General features: G+C 56.3%; 6 protein-coding genes. 5 read left to right on the top strand and 1 reads right to left on the bottom strand.

Annotated elements, in window-relative coordinates; translation table 11 throughout:
- Nucleotides 1–911 precede the first annotated feature (911 nt).
- The 4 genes from NZ823_13560 to NZ823_13545 all read left to right on the top strand — a co-directional run bounded on the left by NZ823_13560 (nucleotide 912) and on the right by NZ823_13545 (nucleotide 4705).
- Nucleotides 912–1409 carry a hypothetical protein gene (locus NZ823_13560; GenBank protein ID MCS6806151.1) on the top strand — a complete coding sequence of 166 codons (498 nt, stop codon included), beginning with the start codon at nucleotides 912–914 and terminating at the stop codon, nucleotides 1407–1409.
- 138 nt (nucleotides 1410–1547) lie between these two features.
- Nucleotides 1548–2645: an AI-2E family transporter gene (locus NZ823_13555; protein MCS6806150.1), complete on the top strand. Its 1098-nt coding sequence runs from the start codon at nucleotides 1548–1550 to the stop codon at nucleotides 2643–2645.
- A complete protein-coding gene (locus tag NZ823_13550; GenBank protein ID MCS6806149.1) occupies nucleotides 2617–3936 on the top strand; it encodes an MgtC/SapB family protein in 1320 nt (439 codons plus the stop codon). The genes NZ823_13555 and NZ823_13550 overlap by 29 nt, the downstream gene beginning before the upstream one ends.
- Before the next feature lie 319 nt (nucleotides 3937–4255).
- Entirely contained in the window at nucleotides 4256–4705 is a 450-nt protein-coding gene (locus tag NZ823_13545) for a universal stress protein (protein MCS6806148.1), read from the top strand.
- 83 nt (nucleotides 4706–4788) lie between these two features.
- Here NZ823_13545 and NZ823_13540 read toward each other — a convergent pair whose 3' ends face one another.
- Nucleotides 4789–5340: a GNAT family N-acetyltransferase gene (locus tag NZ823_13540; GenBank protein ID MCS6806147.1), complete on the bottom strand. Its 552-nt coding sequence runs from the start codon at nucleotides 5338–5340 to the stop codon at nucleotides 4789–4791.
- Nucleotides 5341–5646: 306 nt separating this feature from the next.
- Here NZ823_13540 and NZ823_13535 point away from each other — a divergent pair.
- Nucleotides 5647–5890, top strand: a 244-nt coding sequence (locus NZ823_13535; GenBank protein MCS6806146.1) for a cupin domain-containing protein, incomplete at its 3' end; no start/stop codon positions are given.

Below are 5890 nucleotides of genomic sequence, written 5' to 3'. Positions count from 1 at the left end.
AGATCAAATGATCGCGTTGCCGGGGGCCGCGCAAGCGGCGCGTAAGAAGGTAGCCAGAGGTGAAACGTCTGGAAGCGCAGATCAAATGATCGCGTTGCCGGGGGCCGCGCAAGCGGCGCGTAAGAAGGTAGCCAGACGTGAAACGTCTGGGGAGCAGAGCAAACCAGAATAGCGCGTTGGAGACGCGCCGAGACGTGCGCGTTCGCAGCCAGCGAGTTAGACAGAATGAACGAGCCGATGGGAAAGCGGGGAGGCGCCCCTTCAGGGCGCGAGGGATTGGGGATGGCGTCCACCCAGACGTTGCACGTCTGGCTACCCGCTGGCGGGCGGCTGCCGCCGCCGCTTGAGGCTCGCTGGATTCGAAACACCACACGTCTGCAGGTGCCCACACAACGACGCCCCGACAGAAACGTGGTCTTTTTCACCGCAATTCGTATCATGCCAATGGTCTTTCTTTGGGCTGTTGGTATTAGCCTGCTCTTTCAAGGTAGCGACGCCCCGACAGAAACGTGGTCTTTTTCACCGCAATTCGTGTCATGCCATTGGTCTTTCTTCGGGCTATTGGTATTAGCCTGCTCTTTCAAGGTCAGGAGCCAATGTCTCCCACGTTGGCCACACCGCCTGAGCGACGATTGAACTCGTCCTGCATGTGCATTGCGGATTGAGAACACGCAGATTGAGCGCCAGCCACAGGCTCCTGCGCATCGCATGTTCAGAGGCAATTGATGTAGGTTGTGGATGCCGGCGAGAGTAAGCCACAGTGTGACGTTGCCCTTGCCGTCGGATTGCATTGAAACTCCACGTTGTGGATGCGCCCAAGGATGAGCCACAATGTGACGGGATGATGATGGACATGATGAATCGGCGCGGCCATTCGCCTTCTCGGATCGTCATCAGATGGTGAGGTCGCTATGACTGACCAAGTTGTGTCTGATGACACTATCCATGAGCTTCGTCACATTGTTCGGCAGTATCGTGTGTGTTATGAAGTGTGGCCGGAATGGCTGATGGTCGGGCAAACCAGGCGGCAGGTCGGATTTGAGGTTGAGCTGTGCGGCGTTCATCAGTGTCAGGCGGCGGGTGAGTCGCCGCCGTGTCGGCATGGCTATCAAACGTATGATCAACTGAAGCGAATTGCCCAATGGTTGATCGCTGGCAGCGCGAGCACGGCCCGCTGTCAGATTCTGCCCTACGATGCGGCCGTGCATCAATCGCCTCGTCGGCGCTTCCGCCCCGAGGTCATCCTCACCATCAAAATCCTTCACCGACATGATCACCGATTTGACGCGCCTGTGGATCACGATGAGGAGCTGTGTTTGAAGCACCTGCGCGAGAAATTGGCAGCCATCGGCATCGCCGAAGGCATCTGGATTGATCCAGACAAACAGCGTAGCGCGCCGCCGAGTTGATGCTTGAGCCGTCCGTGAGTATTAGCCGTCGCTGCTGCCCAGGCTGACGCAACCATCTATGTTTCTCTGCCGCTGTTGATAGCTCTTGCACAGGCTGACGCAACCATCTATGTTTGTCTGCTCAACGAAGCGGGTTCCATGACTCAGAAACGGGCCACACTGATTTTCCTCATTGTGTTGACCACCATCGTGGTGTATCTGTGCTATCTCATCGCGCGGCCATTTTTGAAGCCCATCCTGTTTGCCATCGTGCTGGCCATCATTTTCTATCCGATTCATGATCGTATTGAGCGGTTGATTCGTCGGCCGAGCGCGGCGGCTGCCATTTCCACATTGCTTGTTGTGGTGCTGATTGTCGTGCCGAGCGTGCTTGTTGGCATGGCCGTGACCGAGGAGTTGAGGTCACTCTATCAATCGTTGCGGCAACGCAGTCTGGAAGGAGGCGGATGGGGCCCCTATTTCACTGACTTGATCGAGCGCCCGCTTGGATGGATTGGTCAGTATGTGGATGTGTCTGAGTTTGATCTGCGCGCCGAAATTTTGCAACGACTGCAACAAGTGAGCGCGTTTTTGGTGGCGCTGGCGGCCAGCGTGGTCAATAACATCGCCAGTGTGCTCGGCCATGCGGTCATCACGCTGTTCACGTTGTTCTTCTTATTCCGTGAAGGGCAGCGGATGAAGCGTCAACTTGCTGTTGTGTTGCCACTGGATGCCGAGCGCACGCAGCGTCTGTTCAAAGGCGTGAGCGATATGATCATGGCGAACGTGTATGGCGTGCTGGCGGTGGCTGTGGGTCAGGGGGTGCTCACGGGGCTAGCTTTTTTGGTGCTGGGTTTGCCCTCGCCGATTTTATGGGGCTTGGTGGCCGCCGTCTTCTCGTTGGTGCCGCTCGTTGGGTCGGGCGCCGTGTGGTTGCCGGCTTCGATCATCCTGTTGGTGAGCGGCCAGTGGGTCAAAGGGTTGATCTTACTGGGTTGGGGCGCGGGTATCGTTGGTTTGTTTGATAACATTGTGCGACCGTTGGTCATTAGCGGTCGCGCGCGGCTCCATACGCTGATGGTGTTTTTCTCGTTGCTGGGTGGTGTTCAAGCCTTTGGGTTGTTGGGGTTGTTCATCGGACCTGTCGTGGTTTCGATTGCCATTGCGTTGATCGGTATGCTGCGGGAAGAGACGCGAAGCTGGCCGCTGGATTGGCGGGAGCAGGTTCGTGAATCGTCCAGCACAGGCCCCTTTTAGCAAATTGCTTGAGATTGAGCGCGAGGCCGTGAGTCAGATTGAATTATTTTACCGGTTTGGTGTGGCGTTGTTCATCGGACTGCTGATCGGATTGCAGCGCCAGTATTCAAGGGAGCGGTCTGAGCATGAGATGTCAGCCGGTGTGCGCACGTTCACGCTGATTGCGCTAGCAGGCTGCGCGGCGGCGCTCAGCGCCGACACCTGGAAGGCGCCGGTCATATTCATGATCGCGCTGGGCGTGATCGGCGCGTTGCTGATGGCCGGCTACGTCGTTGGCAGCCGCCGTGGCGAGATCGGGTTGACGACAGAAGTTTCGGCGCTGATTACGTTCCTGTGTGGCGCGCTCTGTTATCACGGCCACGTGGCCATCGCCGTTGCGCTCGCTGTGGTGACCACGGTGCTGCTCTCGCTCAAGTGGGAGATGCACCGGTTTGTTCGCCACCTGACGCGAGAAGATGTTTACGCCACGCTCAAATTCGCCGTCATCACAGCCATTGTGTTGCCGGTGTTGCCTAATCGTTCCTATGGCTCGCCGCCGTGGGACGTGCTGAACCCGTATAAGCTCTGGCTGCTGGTCGTGCTGATTTCCGGCATCAGCTTTCTAGGTTATGTGCTCATCAAGTGGGTTGGACCTCGTCGTGGCCTATCGCTGACCGGACTGCTGGGCGGATTGGTCTCCAGCACAGCCGTGACGCTTAGTCTGACGCAACGCAGTCAAAAAGAGAAGGACTTTGCTCAATCATTCGCCATCGCGATTTTGCTCTCGTGGATCATGATGTTCGCTCGTGTCATGGTGATTGTGACCATTTTGAACCGAGCCGTGCTCGGCGCCCTCTGGCAACCGATGACAGCCGCCGCAGCGGCCGGGCTGGGGTATGCCGGCTACCTGTATTGGACGCATCGCCAGCCTAATGAAGGCGTGGTCATATATTCCAACCCGTTTGAGCTTCGTCCGGCGCTGACCTTTGCCGCGCTCTACGCGCTGATCCTGTTGGTGGCGCACACTGCCCAAATTCATCTGGGAGACGTTGGCGTTTATTTGTCCAGTATCGTAGCAGGGATGGCCGATGTGGATGCCATCACGCTTTCGATGACCGAGTTGAGCCGCCAGCCAACCGGCCTGAGCGTGCTCACGGCCGCTCAAGCTATTGTGTTAGCGACGATGTCGAATACGATTGTCAAAAGTGGTCTTGTCACGGCCGCCGGCGCTGCGACGCTTCGTCGAGCGATGGCACCGGGAATTGCATTGATTATCTTGGCTGGTTTGGGCGTGGCGTTTCTGGCTCGATAAGCCTGGTTCAACTCTGCGTTCCAATCGCCACCACAACACTGGCAGGCGTTATTGGGTTTCTGGCTCGATAAGCCTGGTTCAACCTTGCGTTCAGTCGCAATCGTCCACACGAACGATGTGGCCAGTTTCGGCATGGGCTATTTGGCCAAGGCCGGGTGAGCAGACTCGGTGAGACTGGCTATTGACCACCGATTGTGAATTGTTTAGCATCCGTTGGCTCAAAAATAATCGGCCAATCCTGCCGCTGTGCACGTGCGGCACACCGGTTATGAGCCTGTTTGTTTCATGAGGCGTGAATATCAACATTGGAGGTGTCCGGATGATTCCTTTCAAGAAAATTGTTTGCCCAACCGATTTTAGTGAACCTTCCTACGAAGGCCTGAAGCGAGCGGTTGAGGTGGCGGTGCATTTTGGCGCGCAGCTTTGTTTGGTGCACGTGGTGCCGGTGATGCCGCCGCTGCCGCCAGACCCGAACTTCGCTTTTGAAGTCCCCGAATATGAGCGAGCGTTGCACGCGGATGCCGAACGCAAGCTGAATGAAGCGAAGGCGAAGTATATTCCGCCTGAAGTGACCGTGCAGACCATCGTCCGTCATGGTGATGTGGCAGGGGAGATTCTTCGCGTGGCTCAGGAAGAGCAGGCCGATCTGATTGTCATTGCCACACACGGGTTGACGGGCTGGCGGCATCTGGTGTTTGGTTCGGTAGCTGAGCGCGTCGTGAGGTTGGCCTCATGCCCTGTGCTGACTATTCATGGGCCGCGCTCCTGAGCATGGACGATTGATGAGCGAGTGATTCATAGGACGATTGTTTCATTGCCCGTGACTCCTTGACTGAACCCGCCGCGATAAAGTCAAAGTTCGATCCGCAGCGGAATGTGCGCCTCGAATACGGGACATTGCTGCTGTCGGCATACCTGACAACTGACCTCTCGCTCCATGATGAGCTCAGAGCTGAGCACGCCTTGTTCGTAAATGGGGACAAATCCCAACTTCTGATAGAGGTTGACCGCTGGCGCGTTCAGCAGTTCGACGGTTAACCAAATTTTTCTCAGGTGCAAACATTGACAGGCGAAACGCACAATGGCCTGCATCAACTTCTCTCCCAATCCGTGATGACGATAATCCTGGTGCACAAAAATGGCCAGCTCCGCCCGCTCAGATGACTGTTGACAAAGCATCGCGTGGCCGACAATGCGCCCTGTATCAGTTTCAATGATTAAGTGGCTGTTGGGGGCGCGTAACAACGGTTCAAGCCAGCGACGAATCCGTTCTTCATTGGCCGGTGGCAGGCCTTGAAATTCAAGTTTAGGTTCAAAACTCACATACATTCGAACAAGTGGCTCCAGGTCCTCGGCTGTCGCCAGCCGAATCGTGACGGCTTCTCTGGTTTTGGTAGCTTTCATCAGATCATCGCCTCTTGACAAAATCTTAATGGCAATTGCCGTGCCGGACCAGTGGCACTGACCAGCCCTTTGTTAACTCTGCTGCTGCAACCACGCCGGCGTGCCAACAAACTCAGTGGAGAAATAACCCTGCGCCATTATTCGCAGCGACTGCGGATTATGCCACAGCGTCCGGCGCTGGCGCGCTCAACGACTCGCGCCAACAACTGACGCCTTGGCCAATGCTTGAGTGGATTTGAGTGGGGCGCCAAGCCTTTCGGCATGAGGGTTGCACAATGACCTTTCTTTTTTCCATGAGGTGGCACAATGGGGGCGTATACGTACATTTCCAATTTGCTCGAGCAGATTGACATTCCCAGCCAGGGTACCTTGAGTCGCACGGTCTATGCCGACGATTCTATCAAGGTTGTCTTGTTTGGGTTTGATGCCGGGCAGGAACTTTCAGAACACACAGCAGCCGTGCCGGCCATGCTCCATTTCCTTCAGGGAGATGCTCGATTAACGTTGGGCAACGAGCCGCTAGAAGTTTCTGCTGGAGCTTGGGTGCACA

Source organism: Blastocatellia bacterium, assembly GCA_025054955.1.
Classification (GTDB): Bacteria; Acidobacteriota; Blastocatellia; order HR10; family J050; genus JANWZE01.
This window is presented reverse-complemented; position numbering and strand designations above follow the sequence as displayed.

Excerpts from the sequence above, each read along its gene's own strand:
- NZ823_13560 (MCS6806151.1), top strand. The coding sequence starts at position 912 with ATGACTGACCAAGTTGTGTCTGATGACACTATCCATGAGCTTCGTCAC.
- NZ823_13555 (MCS6806150.1), top strand. The coding sequence starts at position 1,548 with ATGACTCAGAAACGGGCCACACTGATTTTCCTCATTGTGTTGACCACC.
- NZ823_13545 (MCS6806148.1), top strand. The coding sequence starts at position 4,256 with ATGATTCCTTTCAAGAAAATTGTTTGCCCAACCGATTTTAGTGAACCT.
- NZ823_13540 (MCS6806147.1), bottom strand. The coding sequence starts at position 5,340 with ATGAAAGCTACCAAAACCAGAGAAGCCGTCACGATTCGGCTGGCGACA.